This is a genomic window from Nocardia sp. NPDC050718 (genome assembly GCF_040654235.1).
GTDB lineage: Bacteria > Actinomycetota > Actinomycetes > Mycobacteriales > Mycobacteriaceae > Nocardia.
Genome location: NZ_JBFAHQ010000005.1, coordinates 327,909 through 345,130, shown reverse-complemented (window position 1 = coordinate 345,130; position 17,222 = coordinate 327,909). Strand labels below are relative to the sequence as shown.

General features: G+C 71.6%; 15 protein-coding genes. 11 read left to right on the top strand and 4 right to left on the bottom strand.

Annotated elements, in window-relative coordinates; translation table 11 throughout:
• Window positions 1-33 precede the first annotated feature (33 nt).
• The 8 genes from AB0H54_RS24295 (at window position 34) to proB (ending at window position 9,689) form a co-directional block, all read left to right on the top strand.
• Window positions 34-1,404, top strand: a complete 1,371-nt coding sequence (locus tag AB0H54_RS24295) for a folylpolyglutamate synthase/dihydrofolate synthase family protein (protein ID WP_357348482.1) — start codon at window positions 34-36, stop codon at window positions 1,402-1,404.
• A complete protein-coding gene (locus AB0H54_RS24290; RefSeq protein WP_355277120.1) occupies window positions 1,401-1,829 on the top strand; it encodes a DUF4233 domain-containing protein in 429 nt (142 codons plus the stop codon). Before AB0H54_RS24295 ends, AB0H54_RS24290 begins: the two co-directional genes overlap by 4 nt.
• 9 nt (window positions 1,830-1,838) lie before the next feature.
• Complete coding sequence (gene ndk / locus AB0H54_RS24285; RefSeq protein WP_218721467.1) at window positions 1,839-2,255, top strand: nucleoside-diphosphate kinase; 417 nt, start codon at window positions 1,839-1,841, stop codon at window positions 2,253-2,255.
• Between the two features lie 565 nt (window positions 2,256-2,820).
• A complete protein-coding gene (locus AB0H54_RS24280) occupies window positions 2,821-6,003 on the top strand; it encodes a translation initiation factor IF-2 N-terminal domain-containing protein (protein WP_357348078.1) in 3,183 nt (1,060 codons plus the stop codon).
• 265 nt (window positions 6,004-6,268) lie between these two features.
• Complete coding sequence (gene rplU, locus AB0H54_RS24275; protein ID WP_110039506.1) at window positions 6,269-6,580, top strand: 50S ribosomal protein L21; 312 nt, start codon at window positions 6,269-6,271, stop codon at window positions 6,578-6,580.
• 22 nt (window positions 6,581-6,602) lie between these two features.
• Window positions 6,603-6,869 (top strand): 50S ribosomal protein L27, encoded by a 267-nt coding sequence (gene rpmA / locus AB0H54_RS24270; protein WP_022567181.1) that lies wholly within the window; start codon window positions 6,603-6,605, stop codon window positions 6,867-6,869.
• Window positions 6,870-6,990: 121 nt separating this feature from the next.
• Window positions 6,991-8,445: a GTPase ObgE gene (obgE, locus tag AB0H54_RS24265; RefSeq protein ID WP_355277126.1), complete on the top strand. Its 1,455-nt coding sequence runs from the start codon at window positions 6,991-6,993 to the stop codon at window positions 8,443-8,445.
• A gap of 146 nt (window positions 8,446-8,591) precedes the next feature.
• The gene (gene proB / locus AB0H54_RS24260) at window positions 8,592-9,689 is read left to right on the top strand and encodes a glutamate 5-kinase (RefSeq protein ID WP_355277201.1); all 1,098 of its coding nucleotides are present in this window, start codon (window positions 8,592-8,594) and stop codon (window positions 9,687-9,689) included.
• A gap of 3 nt (window positions 9,690-9,692) precedes the next feature.
• Here proB and AB0H54_RS24255 read toward each other — a convergent pair whose 3' ends face one another.
• Genes AB0H54_RS24255 through AB0H54_RS24245 form a run of 3 tightly spaced genes read right to left on the bottom strand, consistent with a single transcriptional unit; the run spans window position 9,693 to window position 12,124 of the window.
• Window positions 9,693-10,982 carry a hypothetical protein gene (locus AB0H54_RS24255; protein WP_357348075.1) on the bottom strand — a complete coding sequence of 430 codons (1,290 nt, stop codon included), beginning with the start codon at window positions 10,980-10,982 and terminating at the stop codon, window positions 9,693-9,695.
• Window positions 10,982-11,353: a hypothetical protein gene (locus AB0H54_RS24250; RefSeq protein WP_357348073.1), complete on the bottom strand. Its 372-nt coding sequence runs from the start codon at window positions 11,351-11,353 to the stop codon at window positions 10,982-10,984. Before AB0H54_RS24250 ends, AB0H54_RS24255 begins: the two co-directional genes overlap by 1 nt.
• 36 nt (window positions 11,354-11,389) lie before the next feature.
• Window positions 11,390-12,124: an ESX secretion-associated protein EspG gene (locus AB0H54_RS24245; RefSeq protein ID WP_357348071.1), complete on the bottom strand. Its 735-nt coding sequence runs from the start codon at window positions 12,122-12,124 to the stop codon at window positions 11,390-11,392.
• A 184-nt stretch (window positions 12,125-12,308) separates the two neighbouring features.
• Here AB0H54_RS24245 and AB0H54_RS24240 point away from each other — a divergent pair, with 184 nt between their 5' ends.
• Genes AB0H54_RS24240 through AB0H54_RS24230 form a run of 3 tightly spaced genes read left to right on the top strand, consistent with a single transcriptional unit; the run spans window position 12,309 to window position 16,191 of the window.
• Window positions 12,309-12,593: a hypothetical protein gene (locus AB0H54_RS24240; protein WP_357348069.1), complete on the top strand. Its 285-nt coding sequence runs from the start codon at window positions 12,309-12,311 to the stop codon at window positions 12,591-12,593.
• 5 nt (window positions 12,594-12,598) lie between these two features.
• Window positions 12,599-13,396: a DUF5602 domain-containing protein gene (locus tag AB0H54_RS24235; protein ID WP_357348067.1), complete on the top strand. Its 798-nt coding sequence runs from the start codon at window positions 12,599-12,601 to the stop codon at window positions 13,394-13,396.
• Between the two features lie 53 nt (window positions 13,397-13,449).
• Window positions 13,450-16,191, top strand: coding sequence for an AAA family ATPase (locus tag AB0H54_RS24230; RefSeq protein WP_357348065.1), 2,742 nt, complete (start codon window positions 13,450-13,452; stop codon window positions 16,189-16,191).
• Here AB0H54_RS24230 and AB0H54_RS24225 read toward each other — a convergent pair.
• Window positions 16,185-17,135 carry a D-isomer specific 2-hydroxyacid dehydrogenase family protein gene (locus tag AB0H54_RS24225; RefSeq protein WP_355277139.1) on the bottom strand — a complete coding sequence of 317 codons (951 nt, stop codon included), beginning with the start codon at window positions 17,133-17,135 and terminating at the stop codon, window positions 16,185-16,187. The genes AB0H54_RS24230 and AB0H54_RS24225 overlap by 7 nt on opposite strands.
• Between the last annotated feature and the right edge of the window lie 87 nt (window positions 17,136-17,222).

The following is a 17,222-nucleotide window of genomic DNA, read 5'->3' as shown; positions in this document are numbered from 1 at the left end:
GGCGCCGGACCGTCGCCGGTCGATCTGGCCGAGATGGCGCTGGTGGAGGCCGAACTCGACAAGCGCTGGCCCGAGACCAAGATCGAGCCGTCGCTGACCAGGATCAGCACGCTGATGGATCTGCTGGGCAACCCGCAGCGCAACTACCCGGCGATCCACGTCGCGGGCACCAACGGCAAGACGTCGGTGACCAGGATGATCGACGCCCTGCTCACCGCGCTGCACCGGCGCACCGGCCGGATCACCAGCCCGCACCTGCAGCTGGCGACCGAGCGGATCAGCATCGACAACGCCCCGATCAGCCCGGCCCGCTACGTGGAGACCTTCCGCGAGCTCGAGCCCTACATCGGGATGATCGACCAGCAGTCCGAGGCGGCCGGTGGCCCGGCCATGAGCAAGTTCGAGGTGCTCACCGGCATGGCCTACGCCGCCTTCGCCGAGGCGCCGGTCGACGTGGCCGTGGTCGAGACCGGCATGGGCGGCACCTGGGACGCGACCAATGTCATCGACGGGCAGGTCGCGGTGATCACCCCGATCGGCCTCGACCACACCGAGTACCTCGGCCCCGATCTCCCCTCGATCGCCAAGGAGAAGGCCGGGATCATCAAGCGCGCCCCCGAGGCACTGATCCCGGTCGACACCGTCGCGGTGATCGCCGAGCAGGAGCCCGAGGTGATGGACGTATTGCTGCGCCGCGCCGTCGAGGCCGACGCCGCGGTCGCCCGCGAGGGCGCGGAGTTCCGGGTGCTGGAGCGGGCCGTCGCGGTCGGCGGTCAGCTGCTGACCCTGCAGGGGCTCGGCGGCGTCTACGACGAGATCTTCCTGCCGCTGCACGGCGAGCACCAGGCCCGCAACGCCTCGCTCGCGCTGGCCGCGGTGGAGGCGTTCTTCGGCGCCGGCGCCGATCGTCAGCTCGACATCGAGGCCGTGCGCGCGGGTTTCGCGAGCGCGGCCAGCCCGGGCCGGATGGAGCGGATGCGCAACGCGCCCACCATCTTCGTCGACGCGGCGCACAATCCCGCGGGCGCGACGGCGCTGGCGAACACCCTGACCACCGAGTTCGACTTCCGCAAGCTGGTCGGCGTCGTCGCCGTGCTCGCGGACAAGGACGCGGCGGGCATCCTCGACGCGCTGGAACCGGTCTTCGACGAGATCGTGGTCACCAGTAACGGGTCACCGCGGGCGATGGACGTCGACGCGCTCGCCGACCTGGCCGTGCAGCGCTTCGGCGACGAGCGGGTGATCACCGCCGAGACCCTGCCCGACGCGCTGGAATCGGCGATCGCCCTGGCCGAGCAGGCGGGCGACGACGGTGACGTGATCTCGGGCGCCGGCGTCGTGGTCACCGGCTCGGTGGTGACCGCGGGCGCCGCGCGCGCCCTCTTCGGAAAGGCTCCGGCATGAGTGAGGTTCCACCGCCCACCACCGACCCGTGGAAGGGTCTGCGCGGGGTCATGGCGGGCACCCTGGTCCTCGAGGCCATCGTGGTCCTGCTGGCGCTGCCGGTGGTCGCCGATGTCGGCGGCGGGGTCACCTGGTTGTCCGGCACCTACCTGGTGGTGCTCGCGGTGCTGATGATCCTGGGCGCGGGTGTGCAGCGCAAGCCGTGGGCGATCCCGTTCAACATCGGTCTGCAGGTGCTGCTGCTGGCAGGCACGTTCATCCACCTGTCGATCGGCATCATCGGCCTGGTGTTCGTCGCGGTGTGGGCGTTCATCCTCGTGCTGCGCTCGGACGTGCAGCGCCGGATGGACGCGGGGCTACTGCCCAGTCAGCGAATGGGTGGCCGAACTGACACGAGTTCGGCTCCCGGCGGCGACGCCGGTTAGAGTGACGCCGTGACTGAGCAGACTTTGGTACTCATCAAGCCGGACGGCGTCTCCCGTGGCCTCGTCGGCGAGGTGCTCGCCCGCATCGAGCGCAAGGGCCTGACCCTCGAGGCGCTGGAGCTGAAGAACGTATCGACCGAGCTGGCCGAGGAGCACTACGCCGAGCACGCCGAGCGCCCGTTCTTCGGTTCGCTGATCGAGTTCATCACCTCGGGCCCCGTCGTCGCGGCCGTGCTGTCGGGCCCGCGCGCGATCGCCGCTTTCCGTCAGCTGGCCGGCGGCACCGATCCGGTCGAGAAGGCCACCCCCGGCACCATCCGCGGTGACTTCGGTCTGGAGACCCAGTTCAACCTCGTTCACGGTTCCGACTCGCCCGAGTCCGCCAAGCGCGAGATCGCGCTCTGGTTCCCCGAGTTCCCTGCCTGAACGGTCAGCGCCCGGAGGCGGTAGCGCAGCGTAACCACGCAGGGCGCCCGCTCAGGCAGCATCGGACGCTGCCTGAACGCGCTGTACTCGCTCGTCGCGTCCGGTGCGGACGCGACGAGCTCGAGCGGCCGAGGTTCGCGTGAGTTGCGCCGATGGCGATCCCCGCGCGAACCGTATGGGATACTGACTACGGATGTGTTCGTCACCGATGCTCGAACAGGGCGGTTGGTGACAGCCTGTCGCGCAGGTACGCGACGACGGTGACGAACATGACCGGATGACACCGCGGTTGGATGCCGATCATCGCTGCCACGGACGACCCTGTTGCTGGGGTTGCCCGCGCAGGCACGCTGGATGAGCGCTCGGAGCGCGGCGTCACGCCGTACAGCCAGGCGCCGCGTGACCGGTTGGCCCGCCAGAAGATCGATCGAGGTGAGACCGGACACGCGGGGCGAGACCAGATGACCCTCGTACCATCGGTACGAGGTGCACGGACGATGCCCCCGCGTCGGCCGCGTCACTCCCGTACCGGGGAGGGACGCGCCCGGGGGCCCGAGGAGACTTCGTGGCCGATACAGAGCCGCTGGACACAACACAACAGGATGCCGATCAATTGCCGGAGCGAATTCGAGTTCATGCACTGGCCAAGCGGTTGGGAGTGACCAGCAAACGCATCCTGGCCAAACTGGCCGAACTGGGGACCGAGGCGCGCAGCGTCCAATCGAATGTGGATCGCGCGGTCGCCGAGACCGTGCGCGACGCGATCGCCGCCGCCGACGCCGAGATCGGCGAATCCCCAGCATCCACCCCCGCGGCGGCACCGTCGCCCGCCACCCCCGTCGCCGAGCAGCCGGCCGACTCCACCACGGCGCCCGCGCCGATGTTCTCGGCGCCCGACGTCGCGAGCACCGAGGGCGTGTTCGCCGCGAGCGACGCGCACACCGATCTGTTCACCCATCGGTCCACCGAGACCCCGGCGCCCGCCGAGGCCGCGGCCTTCGACGCGCCCGCGTTCACCGCGCCGCTGTTCCTGCCGCCGGATGCCACCGCCGCCGAGGAGACGCGCAAGCGCCGCCGGGCCGAGCGCACGGCCAAGCGGACCGAGGAGCCGGTCGCCGACGTCGAGCCCGAGACCGAGACCACCGACGCCGAGGACGAGTCCGACGCCGCCGGTGACAACGACGACGCCGACGGCCAGCCGCGCCGCCGTCGCCGTGGCCGTCGTGGCCGCGGCCGTGGCCGGGGCGAGCAGTCCGCCGACGGCGACGACACCGAGACCGAGGGCGCCGAGCACGACACCGACGACGAGTCCGCCGTGTCGTCGGAGGCCGCCACCGACGAGGCCGAGCAGGCCGAGGACACCGACGCCGAGTCCGACGACGAGGACGACAACCAGCCCGAGGGCGCGAGCCGTCGCCGCCGCCGTCGCCGTCGCCGCAAGGTCGGCGGGGAGGGTGGCGATGCCGACGCCGCCGACGACGATCCGCCGAACACCGTCGTGCACGAGCGCGAGCCGCGCAACAAGAGCCGCGGCCGGGCCGGGTCCGACGAGGTGCAGGGCATCTCCGGTTCCACCCGGCTCGAGGCCAAGCGTCAGCGTCGCCGGGACGGCCGGGAGGCCGGTCGTCGTCGTCCGCCGATCCTGACCGAGTCGGAGTTCCTGGCCCGCCGCGAGGCGGTCGACCGGGTGATGGTCGTGCGGGAGAAGTCGTTCGACGCCGCCGAGCACGCGCCGGGGCACCAGATCACCACCCAGGTGGCGGTGCTCGAGGACAACATCCTGGTCGAGCACTTCGTGACCAGTTCCGGCCAGGCGTCGATGGTGGGCAATGTCTACCTCGGCAAGGTGCAGAACGTGCTGCCCAGCATGGAGGCCGCGTTCATCGACATCGGCCGTGGCCGCAACGGCGTGCTCTACGCCGGTGAGGTGAACTGGGACGCCGCCGGTCTCGGCGGCAAGGAGCGCAAGATCGAGCAGGCGCTCAAGCCCGGCGATCAGGTGCTGGTGCAGGTGTCCAAGGACCCGGTCGGTCACAAGGGCGCCCGCCTGACCACTCAGATCTCGCTCGCGGGTCGCTTCCTGGTGTACGTGCCGGGCGGCACCTCCACCGGGATCAGCCGCAAGCTGCCCGACACCGAGCGCAAGCGGCTCAAGGAGATCCTGCGCGAGATCGTGCCCGCCGACGCCGGCGTGATCATCCGCACCGCGTCCGAGGGCGTCAGCGAGCCCGAGCTGGCCCGCGACGTCGAGCGGCTGCAGGCCACCTGGCGCACCATCGAGGAGGCCGCGGCCAAGGAGTCCAACGCGCCCAAGGCCCTCTACGAGGAGCCGGACCTGCTGGTCAAGGTGATCCGCGACCTGTTCAACGAGGATTTCGCCAGGCTGGTCATCGAAGGTGACCGGGCCTGGAGCACCGTCGAGAACTACGTCCGCACCGTCGCGCCGGACCTGCTGCCGCGGGTGAACCAGCACGAGAACAACGGTGTCGACGTGTTCGAGACCTTCCGCATCGACGAGCAGCTGGCCAAGGCGCTCGACCGCAAGGTGTGGCTGCCCTCCGGCGGCACCCTGGTGATCGACCGCACCGAGGCGATGACCGTCGTCGACGTCAACACCGGCAAGTTCACCGGTTCCGGGTCGAGCAACCTGGAGGAGACCGTCACCAGGAACAACCTGGAGGCGGCCGAGGAGATCGTGCGCCAGATGCGGCTGCGCGACATCGGCGGCATGATCGTCGTCGACTTCATCGACATGGTGCTCGAATCCAACCGTGACCTGGTGCTGCGCCGGCTCACCGAGGCGCTGGGCCGCGACCGCACCCGCCACCAGGTGTCGGAGGTGACCTCGCTCGGCCTGGTCCAGATGACCCGCAAGAAGCTGGGCACCGGTCTGGTCGAGGCGTTCTCCACCACCTGTGAGCACTGCCACGGGCGCGGCATCCTCGTGCACTCCTACCCGGTCGACGCCGGGTCCGGTGCCGAGGACTCGGGCAGCCGGGCCAAGGAAGGTTCGTCGCGGCGTCGTCGCGGCAAGGACAAGAGCCAGGACAAGCCCGCCGCCACAGCCGCTCCGGCGACCAACGGCACCGCACCCGCCGAGCACGGTGAGGAGGACATCGCGGTCAAGCGGGCCCACCCGGTCGCGCTCGCGATGGCCGCCCACCACGGTGAGGACGGCGAGCCCGCCGAGGAGGTCGTGGCCGAGGCCGTGGCCACCGAGGAGGCGCCCGCCGAGCCGACCCGCTCGCGCTCGCGGTCCCGGTCGCGCCGGTCGAGCCGGGGCGCGGCCGCCCAGGCCGAGTCGGCGGTCGACAGTCCCGCGCTGACCGGGGTCATCCCGGCCGAGCAGGCCGAGGACACGGCCCCGGCCGTCGCGGCCGAGACCCCGGTCGAGCCCGTCGCCGAGCCGACCCCGGTCGAGCCGGAGCCGGTCCCGGCGGACGCCGAGCCGGAGCCCGTCGCGGCCGAGGCGGTCGCCGAGCCGGAGCCCGAGCAGGCCGAGCCCGAACCGGAGCCGGTCGTCGAGGAGCCCGCTGCCCGCGCACCGCGCAGGCGTCGGGTGGCCCGCTCGACGGCGGCCCCCGCCCCCGACAGCGCGGGCGCGGTGTTCGTCCTGTCGACGAGCGAGCAGCCGCCCGCCACGGCGGTGGTCGACTTCGCTGCCGAGCCGGTCGTCGTCCCCGCCCGCAAGCCGCGCCGTCGCGCGGTGGGCAGGCCCGCGGGCGCGCCCGCGGCCGAATCGAACTAGGAGGCCACCTGCGCGCGGGGAGCCCTCCTCGCGCGCAGGCCCCCGATCCGGCCCTGACCGGCCGAATTGGGGGAGTGGATACCGGTCTGGTAACCTAGGTCGGTCGCTGCCCCGCGATTGGGCACCTAGCCGAACGGCAGGGTGATACCGCAGGCAAGTGACCGTTGCTCTCCCCGTTCGCGGGAATGAGCCCCAGTCAAGAACACGCGTCGCGCAGCTGTGACGTGAAACGAGCACGACCAACGTGAGTGGAGGAAGCCGACCGATGGCAGCGTACGCAATCGTCAAGACCGGCGGAAAGCAGTACAAGGTCGCGGTCGGTGACCTGGTGAAGGTCGAGAAGATCGAGGGCGAGCCCGGCACCGCCGTGGCCCTGACCCCGGTTCTCGTCGTCGACGGCGCCGATCTGACCACCGACGCCGACAAGCTGGCCAAGATCTCCGTGGCCGCCGAGGTCGTCGACCAGACCAAGGGCCCGAAGATCCGGATCCACAAGTTCAAGAACAAGACCGGCTACCACAAGCGCCAGGGTCACCGTCAGCCGCTGACGGTCATCAAGGTCACCGGCATCAAGTAAGACATCCCGAGGAGACGAAGCAATGGCACATAAGAAGGGTGCATCCAGCTCCCGGAACGGTCGTGATTCGAACGCCCAGCGCCTCGGCGTGAAGCGCTTCGGTGGCCAGAAGGTCAGCGCGGGCGAGATCCTCGTCCGTCAGCGCGGAACCCACTTCCACCCCGGCGTGAACGTCGGTCGTGGCGGCGACGACACCCTGTTCGCCCTCGCGGCGGGCGCGGTCGAGTTCGGCACCAAGCGTGGCCGCAAGACCGTCAACATCGTCGTCCCGGAGCCGGCCCAGGCCTGACCGCCTGGAGCGTCAGCTCCCCACGGACACCGGAGCGGGTCAGGGTTCATTCCCTGACCCGCTCCGTCGTGTTCGCCCACCCTTACCGCAATCGACCAGTCAGAAGGAGGAGGATCAACCCATGTCCAAATTCATCGACCGCGTCGTGCTGCATGTTCGTGCCGGTAGAGGTGGACACGGTTGCGCCTCGGTGCATCGTGAGAAGTTCAAGCCGCTCGGTGGTCCCGACGGCGGCAACGGCGGCAACGGCGGGGACGTGATCCTCGAGGTCGACGCCAACGTCCACACCCTGCTCGACTTCCATTTCCACCCGCACGCCAAGGCAGGCAACGGCAAGCCCGGCGAGGGCGGCAATCGCGACGGCAAGATGGGCACCGATCTGGTGCTGAAGGTGCCCGACGGCACCGTGGTGGTCGATTCCGCCGGTGCGGTCGTCGTCGACCTGGTCGGCGCGGGCAACAAGTTCGTGGTCGCCAAGGGCGGTCGCGGCGGTCTCGGCAACGCCTCGCTGGCGTCCAAGGCGCGCAAGGCCCCCGGTTTCGCGCTGCTCGGTGAAGAGGGCGAAGAGCTCGACCTGGTGCTGGAGCTGAAGTCGGTCGCCGACGTCGGCCTGGTCGGGTTCCCGTCGGCGGGCAAGTCCTCGCTGGTGTCGGTGCTCTCGGCCGCCAAGCCTAAGATCGCCGACTACCCGTTCACCACGCTGGTCCCGAACCTGGGTGTGGTCGCCAGCGGCGACACCACCTTCACCGTCGCCGACGTGCCGGGTCTGATTCCCGGCGCCAGCGACGGCCGTGGCCTCGGCCTGGACTTCCTGCGCCACCTGGAGCGCTGCGCGGTGCTCGCGCACGTGGTCGACTGCGCGACCCTCGAACCGGGCCGTGACCCGGTCTCCGATGTCGATGCGCTCGAGGCCGAACTGGCCGCGTACAAGCCGGCGCTGGCCGGTGACGCGAGCCTCGGCGATCTGGCCGACCGGCCCCGCGTGGTCATCCTGAACAAGACCGATGTCCCCGACGCCGCCGAACTGGCCGAGATGGTGACCGCCGAGTTCACCGAACGCGGCTGGCCGGTGTTCGAGATCTCCGCGGTGAGCCGCGCCGGGCTGCGTCCGCTGACCTTCGCGCTGGCCGACATGGTCCGCCAGTATCGCGAGGATCACCCCAAGGCCGCGCCCAAGCGCCAGATCATCCGCCCGATCGCGACCGACGAGTCCGGGTTCAGCGTCATCGCCGATCCGCAGGAGCCGGGTGGCTTCATCGTGCGCGGCACCCGGCCGGAGCGCTGGGTGCGCCAGACCCAGTTCGACAACGACGAAGCCGTCGGCTACCTCGCCGACCGCCTGGCCCGCCTCGGTGTCGAGGCGGAGCTGGTCAAGCAGGGTGCCGAGCCGGGGTGCTCGGTGACCATCGGCGACGTGTCGTTCGAGTGGGAGCCGCAGGTGTCCGCGGGTGTCGACATCGTGCCGACCGGGCGTGGCACCGATGTGCGGCTGGAGAACAACAGCCGGGTCGGCGCGGCCGAGCGCAAGCACGCGTCGCGGGCGCGTCGCGGGCTGCTCGACGAGAACGAGAAGTAAGGGGTCCGGCCGCCGCGCGGCACCGAAAACCGGTGTCGCGCGCGGCCGTTCGATCGGCATACTGCGGTGGGTCACCGGCTCGGTCCGGGACCGTCGACGATGGTGATCGCGGTGCAGGGAGTAAGGCTATGCGGGTGAGTTCGGAGCTGAGTGCGGCGCGCCAGGCCATCGTGTCGGCGCGCGCGGTCGTGGTGAAGATCGGTTCGTCGGCGCTGACCAGCCTCGAGGGCGGTCTGGACACCGACCGGCTCGACCGGCTGGCCGACGCCGTGGAGGCGCGGATGCGGGCCGGCTCGGACGTGGTCGTGGTGTCCTCCGGCGCGATCGGCGCTGGCATCGCCCCGCTCGGCCTGTCGCGCAGGCCCAAGGACCTGGCCACCAAGCAGGCCGCGGCCAGCGTCGGCCAGCTGGCCCTCGCGCACGCCTGGGGCACCTCGTTCGCCCGCTACGACCGCACGGTCGGCCAGGTGCTGCTCTCCGCCGACGATTTCGCCCGCCGCGAGCACCACCGCAACGCCCAGCGCACCCTCGACCGACTACGCTCGCTCGGCGCGATCGCCGTGGTCAACGAGAACGACACGGTCGCCACCGAGGAGATCCGCTTCGGCGACAACGACCGCCTCGCCGCCCTGGTGGCGCATCTGGTCGGCGCCGACGCCCTGATCCTGCTCTCGGACGTCTCCGGCCTCTACGACGGCGACCCGCGCAAGGGCGCCGCGAACTTCATCCCCGAGGTGCGCAGCAGCGCCGACCTCGACGGCGTCATCGCGGGCAGCGGTGGCGCGCTCGGTACCGGCGGCATGGCCTCGAAGCTGTCCGCCGCCCGCCTGGCCGCCGACGCGGGCATCCCCGTGCTGCTGGCCTCGGCCGCCGACGCCGCGACGGCGCTGGCCGACGGCACCGTCGGCACCGCCTTCGCCGCCCGCCCGGTCCGCCTGTCCGGCCGCAAGTTCTGGGTCCGCCACGCCGCCGACACCCGCGGCGCGGTCCTGATCGACGCGGGCGCCGTCGAGGCCGTCGCCAAACGCCGCTCCCTGCTCGCCGCGGGCATCACCGGCGTGCGCGGCCGCTTCTTCGGCGGCGACGTCGTCGACCTGGTCAGCCCCGACAACCGCGTGGTCGCCCGCGGTGTCGTCGAATACGACAGCACCGAACTGACCACCATGCTCGGCCGCTCCACCACCGAACTCCCCGACACCATGCAGCGCCCGGTCATCCACGCCGACGACCTGGTCAAGGTCTGATCATCACCGCCGGGGTGGAATGACCCCTGGCTGATCCAGGTCCAGCGGTGGTGCGGGCGGGGGAGTGGCGGGCTGCGGCTGCGGTGCGGTCGTCTCCGGGATCGGCCCGGTGACACCCGGCTGCCCGCCCGGATCGACCGGTCCACCGGGCACCGGCGGCACCACGATGCCCGCGTGCGGTTCCGGTGCTCGCGGAACCGGTTGCGGTGCGGGTGCTTCCGGTGCGGGGCTCTGCGGCGCGGGGGGTGCTGATGATTCCGGTTGCGGCGCGGGCTGTTCCGAGGTCGGCGCAGGGGCTTGCGGCGCTGGTTCGGAGGTGGGCGGTGCGGGTTCCGGTTGGGGGGCGGGCTGTTCGGAAGTGGGTGCGGGCGACTGAGGCGCCTGGGTGGTGGGTTCCGGTTGTGGCGCAGGCGGTTCCGACGTCGGAGCGGGAGGTGCCGGTTGATCGGTTGTGGACGGTGCCGGTCGTTCACTGGTCGGAGCGGATTGTTCCGTCGTCGGGGCGGGGGTCGCCGGAGCCGGGGTGGTGGTCGGGGGAGCGGGTGTCTCGCTCGACGGTGCGGGAGTGTCCGGCTTCGGGGTTTCGGTGGTCGGGGCCGGATTCTGGCTCGGTGCAGAGCTTTCGCTGTTCCCGCCCGGCGCGGTCGTGCCGCCGGTATCCGGCGTCGAACCGCCCTGCGTCGAATCACCCTGCGGTGCAGCGGGTTGCGTTGACCCCGGCGACGATCCGTTGCGTCCCTGTTCCGTCGAACTCGGGGACCCCGGCGGCGCGGGCAAGGCGGGCACACCCGTCCCGGCCAGCGAGTACGCGGGCTTGTAGATCATGTTCATCGCCAGCACGGCTTCCTGGCGCAACGCCTCCGCCGCCATCTGCGCGTCGATGACATGGGCGGCTTCGAGCAACCGCGCGATGGTGCCGATCGGCCCGGACCCACCGGGCGCCACCACCGCGAGCTTCACCGCTTCCGCGGCCGCGGCGACGCCGCCGAGGCGGGCGCCGACCTCGCCGAAGACCGTCGCCAGCTCGCCGATCGAGTCGGCGAAGCTGCGGGTGCTGGCGAAGGCGGCGTCGGCCGCGGCGCCCTCCCACCCGGTCTCGTCGATGACGCGGTCGGCATTGGACCTGGTCAGCGGCATGGTCGTGGTCAGCGCGGCGGCGCATTCCAGCCAGGCGAGCGAGGCGTCGAGCACCTCGGCGGCGTCGATCTGCTGGGTGCGGGCATAGATCTGCTCGTGCGGCATGGACTCGAAATGCTCCATCGCACTGATGTAGGTGGGGTCGGTGCCGCCCATCAGCGCCGCCTCGGGTCGACCGCGCGCAGGGCGGCGGCCGCGGCGGCGTCGGCCTCGTCGAGTAGACCGGCGCTGAGCAGGAACGCCTCTTTCATCCGGTAGGCGGCCTCGATGTAGTGGTCGAGCAGATCGGCGGCGTCGCGGGCCTTGTGCGCGAACCCGGCCTGCAACTGCTGCGCGGAGACGAAACCGCCGAATCCACCTGCCTCACCGGCGGATTCGAGGCGCTGACGGAGCTGTCCGAGCCGGTCGGCCTGCTGTTCGTAGAGGTCGGCACAGCGGCGCGCGGCATCGGGATCGAACTTCACGGTCCCCGCCGCGGCGGCGCTGCGGAACCGGGAGATCTCGGCTCTGCTGCTCTCGATCGTCATCGCGTCTCCCCTCCAGATCGTGCGTCGGCGTCCAGGCTAGCTGGACCTTCTGGTGTTGGAACTGTGCACAGGAGCGAGCCTGCGCTGCAGCTGGGCGGCCAGCTGACCGGCCGCGGCGGGCACGACGTGCACCGTTTCCCCCGCGCGCAGCAGATAGCGGCCGTCGCCGGCCACATCGATCCAGCTGTAATGCACCGGCGGCACCGGCGTGGCGCGGTCCAGCCCGGTCTCGATGCGGATGTGGCCCTCAGCGGTGTGCGGGCGGCGCAGCAGGCGCTGGATCCGGGGGACCGCGGGATGGGTCGCGACCACGGTCTCCTCGTCACGGACGGCGTCGGCGGCGGCCTCGCGTGCCGGTTCCCGGCCGGGCGGGGTGTCGGGCAGACAGGCGGCGACCCTGGCCCCGATCCCGGCGGTGTGCCCGATCGAAACCCGCACGCGGCCACCGTAGTCGGGCCGGGTGCCGGGCTCCTGGACGATGAGGACCGCGTGATCGAAGACCGAGCAGGCGAGCAACCGGATCTCGCTGCCGGGGGTGTGCGCGCCGCCGACGAGCGCGATCCTGGCGTGGGGTGCGGCGACGATCCGCAGGCAGGCGGCGAGGTCGGGGTCGCCGCCGCCGGGTAGTCGATGATCGAGGTCGGCGCGTAATCGGGCGGCCTCGTCCTCGGTGCGCGGTGATTCGAGCACCCGGATCGGGAAGGGCATTCTGTCCTGACCGGATTCCCGCCACACGTGCGCGAATTCGTCAGCGCTGAAGGTCCATCCCATTGCCGATCCCATCCTTACCGAACCAGGACGAGGACAGCCTAACCGTCGTGTCCGATTCCGGCGCATCGTTCTTCCGTCCGGATGGAAACTTCGGGCGCTCTGAGTAGCGAGATGAGTATTTCGGCGGACGACGACCGGCGTCGCGGCTCCTACCTTCGGGACAGATCCGTCGAATGGAGGAGCCATGACCTACGTCCACATCACCGAGAGTCCCGGCGTGGGGCTCGCGCAGTATCGGACGGTGCACGAGGCGCTCGGACCGGAACCGGTCGCGGGCAATCTGTGGCACTTCGTCGGAGAATGCGACGGCGCGCTGACCGTCGTCGACATCTGGGAGTCGGCCGACGACGCCGACCGGTTCGCCGCCGAGCGGCTCTTCCCCGCCTTCGACCGGGTCGGCATCCGCCCCGGACCCGATGCCCGCGTGCGCGCTTTCGAGGCCGCCGTGCAGACCGTGGCCCAGGGGTGAGCGGCATGCGCACCCGAACCCTCACCGCCGCGCTGGCCGCCCTGCTCGTCCTGGCCACCGCCGCGGCCTGCGGCGACGACTCCGACAAGACCTACTACGGCGACGAACGCGTCCTGGGCAACGGCCAGATCCGCACCTTCGTGACCACCGACGGGTCCGGCACACCGACCGCGGTCGGCCTGCGGATCCAGGAGGCGGCCCTGGAGGGCCTGCCGATGCCCGCCACGATGCCGGAGGGCCCGCCGCCTGCCAGCCCGCCGCTGGCGTTGCCGAAGGAAGCCGCGGGCACGGTGGTCGATCACCTCACCTTCGACTGGGTGCCGCACGGCCACCCGCCGATCGGCATGTTCGACGAGCCGCATTTCGACGCCCACTTCTATTTCATCGACGACGCCGCGGTGGCGGCGATCAGCCCACAGGACCCGGCGTTCCTGACGAAGGCGGCGCACAACCCCGATTCGAAGTACATGCCTGCCAACAACACGACGCTGCCCGAACCGATCGAGGTGCAGGCGGTGCCCGCGATGGGGGTGCACTGGGTCGACATGAGCAAGCCGGTCGCGCCGGGCGATTTCACCCAGACCCTGATCAACGGCGCCTGGGACGGCCAGTACATCTTCACCGAGCCCATGTTCACCAGGGAATGGCTGCTCACCAAGCCGTCCTTCACCGGCGACATCCCGCAACCGCAGGCCTACCAGCACACGACCCGGTATCCGACCACCTATTCGATCAGCTACGACGAGAACGCGAAGGAGTACGTCGTCACGGTCGGCGGGTTCACCGAGCGCACCGCCTCCTGACCCTTCTGTAGGGCCCTCACCTGCGAGTATGCTCTGGTACTCGGAGGTGCGGCGTGATCACCGAGCTCATCGGACGCGAGGGGGAACTGGCCGATCTGCTGGCCCGGCTCGACGACGCGGTGCACGGCACGCCGCAACTGGTGATCTGCTCGGGTGAGGCGGGCGTCGGGAAGACCCGGCTGGTCGCCGAACTGGCCGGGCGCGCCCGCGATCGCGGGGTGCGCACCCTGTGGGCCCGCGCGCTCGAACTCCCCGATACTCCGCCGTTCTGGCTGTGGCGCCAGGCGCTCGGCACCGGGACACCCGCGCCCGGCGCCGACCGGGTGGCGCTGTTCGAGGGCTTCGCGGCCGGGCTCGACGGCGCCGACACCGGCGTGCTGCTGGTGGTCGACGACATCCACTGGGCCGACGAGCCGTCGCTGCAGGCACTGCTCTACGTCGTGCGCGCACTGCGGGAGCGCCGGATCATGGTGTGCGCCATCGAGCGGGCCGGCGCGACGGACGGCGGCTGGACCGCGATCAAACCGAAGCTGCTGCGCGAGCCGGTCACCGCCTCGCTGCTCCTGCGCGGCCTGTCCCCGGCGGATTCGGCCCGCTGCCTGCGCATGGAGGCGGGCCGCGAGCTGCCCGACGAGCTGGCCGGCGAGGCCTTCGACATGACCGGCGGCAATCCCTTCTACCTGCGTGAACTCGGTCGCTCGATGCGCGGATCCACCGACGGCGCGCTGCGCCTGCCGACGAGCCTGCGTGAGGTGGTGCGCGGGCGGATGGCGCCACGGTCGAGCAGGGCGCAGGAGTTGCTGCGCGCGGCGTCGATGCTGGGGGAGCGGTTCTCGATCGCGGTCGCGGCCCGGCTGGTCGCCCGTCCGGCGGTGGACTGCCTCGCCGCCGTCGACGAGGCGATCGAGGCGGGCCTGCTGACGACCGCCGACGACCCGGGCACCGTGCGGTTCGCGCATGCGCTGGTGCGGGCGGCCCTGCTCGACGGCCTGTCCCTGCAGCAGCGGGTGGTGCTGCACCAGCGGGCGGCGCTGGCCATCGAGGCGCTGTATCCCGATGCGGTCGAGGCGAATTCGGCCGCGCTGGCCTGGCACTGGGCCAACGCCGCGGTGACCGGGGCGCACGAACCCGCCGTCCGCTGGGCGCGGCGCGCGGCGGCGGTCGCCCTGCGTGAGCTGGCCTTCGAGGAGGCGGTCCGTCTGTACGGACTGGCACTGACCCACGCCGCCGCGCTGGATCCGGTCGACCGGGGCAGGCTGCTGCTCGAGCGCGCCGCCGCGTCGGTCCGGGCCGGTGACCTGGCCGCCGCCCGCGCGGATTGCGCGGCCGCGGAGGCGCTGGCGCGCAAGGCCGGGGAACCGGCGCTACAGGCCGAGGCCGCGCTGGTGCTGGAACCGATCGGGGACCGTGGCTGGGATCGCGATATCGCCGACGCCTGCGCCGAAGCGCTCACGGCCGACGACCTGCCCGAACCCCTGCGTGCCCGGCTGCTGGCCCGGGCCACCGAGACCGCGATCTACCTGGGCAGACTCGACGGCGTCGACGAATCCAGCCGGGCCGCACTGCTATCGGCCGATCGTGGTGACGATCCCACCGTCCTCGCAGCGGCGTTGCGGGCCCGGCAGCTCGCCTGTAGCGGACCCGACCATCGCGACGAACACGGCGTCCTGGCCGCCCGCATGATCGCGGCGGGCGAACGCGCGCGCGATCCGGCCGTGGAGATGTGGGGCAGGCTGTGGTGCATCGATGCCCTGTGGGAGCACGGCGACCTGGGCGAGATCACCGGGGAGCTGTCCTGCCTGAGCTGGTGCGCCGAGCGCACCGGCGGCCCGATGTCACGCTGGCATCTGCTCGTCGCCGAAGCGGCGCTGGCGCAGGCCAGGGGCGAATTCGCGCTCGCGCTCGACCGGGCCGGACAGGCCAACGCGCTGGCGACCACACTGGGCCATCCCGCGGGGGAGGGCGCGTTCCGGGCCCTGCGCGCCGTCGTCGGCCATCACGTCGGGCACGACCCGCAGGCCTTGACCCAGCCGCACGCGCCGCTGCGCGGCGAGGTCCGCAACCTGCTGTTCGCCGCCCTCGGCACCGCCTTCCCGCTGGTCGACAGCGGCATGATCGCCGAGGCCGAGCCCCTCTACCGCGGCCTCGGCCGGCCCGAGAAGTGGCCGGTCCCACCGTATTTCCTGCTCAATGTGCTTGCCATCGGCGGAGCGGTCGCCGCCGCGCTCGGCCTGCGCGAGGATGTCGCCTACTTCCGCGACCGGCTGACGCGCTATCGCGACGGACACATCACCGGCGGTGGCGGCAATGCCCACTACCTCGGCCCCACGACCCTGTGGCTCGGGAAATTCGCTGCCGCACTGGATGATCCGGACACCGCTGGTACCGACTTGCGCTCCGCCGCCCACACCGCGCGTGCCATCGGCGCCCCCGGTTTCGCCGTCGAAGCCGAATGCGAACTCGCCGAACTACAGTTCGCGAGCGGCGCCACCGCCGACGCGGTCGCCCTGGCCGCGGCCGCCCTGCCGGTGGCCGAGTCGCTCGGCATGCCGCCCTGGGCCGAGCGGCTGCGCGTGCTCACCGCCACCCGGAACGACTGCGCCACCCTGACTCCGCGCGAACGCGAGGTCGCCGACCTGGTGGCCCGCGGCCTCACCAACCGGGAGATCGCCGCCGCGCTGGTGCTGTCCGAACGCACCGCGCAGAACCATGTCCAGCACATTCTCACCAAACTCGGCTTCGCCAAGCGCAGCCAGATCGCGGCCTGGGTGGGGCGCGGCCGGATCGCTCAGTAGCCGCGGCGCGGTTCCACGATCGCCAGCAGCGGCGCGCCCGCCACGAACCGGGTCACATTCGCGGCGACGTGATCGGCGAACGCGGCCAGGCGCAGCTGGGGCGGATTCGAGTCGTGCGGGGTGATGATCGCGTTCGGCAGCGTCCACAGCGGATGCCCGTCCGGCAGCGGCTCCGGCTCGGTGACATCGAGACCGGCGCCGCCGATCACGCCCCGGGTCAGCGCGTCGACCAGCGCGTCGGTGTCGACCAGGCTGCCGCGGGCCACATTGATCACCCAGGACGAGGGCTTTAGCCGGGCCAGTTCGTCGGCGCCGACCAGATGCCGGGTCTGCGCGGTCGCCGGCGCCGCGATCACCACGTGGTCGGTGTGCGACCACACCCGGCTCAGCTGATCGGCGGGCAGCGTCTCCATGCCCTCGGGAATGCCGTCGCCGGTCACCGGCGTGCCCGACCGGTTCACCGCGATCACGTGCGCGCCCAGCGGCGCCAGCATCGGGATCAGGGCCCGCCCGATCCCGCCCGCGCCGACGATGGTCACCGTCTTGCCGCGCAACGAGCCGACGTGCGGGAAGAACTCGCGCTGCTGCCACGAGGTCGCCCGCAGGTGCTCGGGCAGATACCGGACCCCGGCCAGCAGCAGCATCAGCGCGTGCTCGGCGACACTGTGCGAGAACGCGCCCGCCGCGGAGGTGAACAGCACGTCGGGGTGCGCGGCGAAGACGTCGGCGTCGAAGTAGTCCTCGATCCCCGCCGCGGGCAGCTGCACCCAGCGCACCGACGACGGCAGCGTCGCCGGGAAGGCACCCGGTGTGCCGGTCCAGATCAGCGCCTCCGCGTCGGCGAGCTCGCCGACCTGGGCACCCGCCCCGACGACCGCCTTCTCCAGCAGACGGGATGCCTGCGGGTCCGGACCGAGCGCGATCGTGGTCGCGGATTCCTGCACGGAGACCTCCTGGATGCTCGGCCGCCCACGCCGCACCGTGCGGCCGAGCAGTGTCGGAATCCGATTCTTCCCTCTCGCGCGCGACCG